Annotated in this window: 2 protein-coding genes; both read right to left on the reverse strand. The window is 68.7% G+C overall.

Features of this window, described 5'->3' with window-relative positions:
• Window positions 1-505: 505 nt before the first annotated feature.
• On the reverse strand, window positions 506-1270 hold the full coding sequence (locus QZV94_RS24900) for a TetR/AcrR family transcriptional regulator (RefSeq protein ID WP_293683145.1): 765 nt from the start codon (window positions 1268-1270) through the stop codon (window positions 506-508).
• A partial coding sequence (locus QZV94_RS24905; RefSeq protein WP_293683146.1) for a class I adenylate-forming enzyme family protein occupies window positions 1271-1692 on the reverse strand: 422 nt, incomplete at its 5' end. It lies immediately after the preceding gene.

Consider the following 1692-nt stretch of genomic DNA (forward strand, 5'->3'; position numbering starts at 1 on the left):
CGGTACATCCGCTCGATGTTCTCGGCGTACTGCGGGCTGACCTCTCCGACCTGGTTCTTCACGCTCATCAGGGCCATGAAGACGCCGCTGACGGCAGTGCCGATCGAGATGTTGTGCATCAGCTTCACCCGCGCGGCGAGGTCGGCTTCGGTGCGGGGGATCTGGAAGATGCGGTGGGCGCGATGGCCCTCGTCGGTCTCGTAGCTCAGGATGCCGCCGCGCTCCGCATCATCGTAGGCGTAGTTGGCCGCGGTGTTGGCGATCGGGGTCTTGAACGCGGATGGGTGCTGATGTCGTCGATCCGCTCGCCGTCCCAGAAGGTGAGGCGCCCGTCGCGCAGGCTGTCCACGTACGCCGCTGGCGACTTCAGGCCCATCGTTTCACTCCCAGGTTGCGGGCGGCCGATGGCTCCCGTCTTGTTTCGGTCGCAGGCCCGCACGCCTGGCCGATCCTTGCCCGCGACCATAGCGACCTTGACGCCGCGTCTGACAAGCCTTCCGCGCCTTCAGGCCCGTGCAGCGGCCAGGATCAGCGCCTGGTTTTCTAGCAGCCGCGCGTCCAGCCGGGCGCGCCAGCTCGGCGCGGCGGCGCCTGTCAGGACGAGGGCGTAGCCGTAGCGGATGTTGGGGGCGAGCTGCTCAGACGTGAGTTCGCCCATGACCCATGCCAGCATCACGGAGGCGAAAGCGCGGTCGAGAGCGCGGAACAGCAGTTCCACGTGCACGCTTGGCGCCAGGATGCCGGCCTTGGCGGTGTCAGCGATCAGGCTTTGCCAGAACTCGTCGCGGCTCTCGTTGTAGATTTCCCGGCGAACGTCGTCGGAAGGGTCGAAGACCGCCGCCCATAGCGTCCGATAGAACGGGGGGTCCTCGACGTAGAAGCCGACGGCTATGTCCACCGCGGCGAACAGTCGATCCAGGGGGTCCGTCAACGTCAGGTGGGCGAACCGGATCCGGAACCCGCGCACGTCGTTCAGCATCACCAGGGCGATGGCCCGCTTGGAGCCGAACAGGTAGTAGGGGGTGCCGAGGCCCACCCCGGCGCGCGAGGCCAGGGCGCGCATCGACAGGCCCGCGTTGCCGGTTTCGCGGATCAGGTCGCGGGCGGCCTGGATGATCCGGCCGCGACGTTCGGCCTTGCCGGCCTCGCGCCGGCTAAGCGGCGGTTCGGCCGCGACGGCGCCGTCGGTTCTCGACGGCGCAGCTTCGGTTCCACCGTTGGAGCCGGCGGGGGCATCCCTCGTGGCTCGGGGCGGGAGGGCGCGTGGCATTCAGGCGGGCCCGAGGCGGGCGACCATCTCCTCCCGCAACTGGGGCTTGAGCGTCTTGCCGCTGGCGTTGCGGGGGAACTCCTCGGCCCGCACCCAGATGCGGATCGGGACCTTGTAAGGTGACAAGAGCCGTTTCGCATGCGCGATCAGGTCGGCCTCGATGACCTGCATGCCCGGCTTGAGCTGGACGACCGCGCCCACCTCCTCGCCCAGGATCCGGTCCGGCAGGCCGACGACGGCGGCGTCGATCACCGCCGGATGGGCCACCAGCACGTCCTCGATCTCCACGCAGTAGATATTCTCGCCGCCGCGGATCAGCATGTCCTTCACGCGGTCCAGCACGTAGACGAAGCGCTCGGCGTCCATCCGGCCGATGTCGCCGGTGTGGTACCAGCCGTCGGTGAACGCCGCGGCCGTCGCCT

Origin of the sequence: uncultured Phenylobacterium sp., from assembly GCF_902826855.1 — a bacterium.
In the GTDB taxonomy this organism is placed as follows: Bacteria; Pseudomonadota; Alphaproteobacteria; order Caulobacterales; family Caulobacteraceae; genus Phenylobacterium.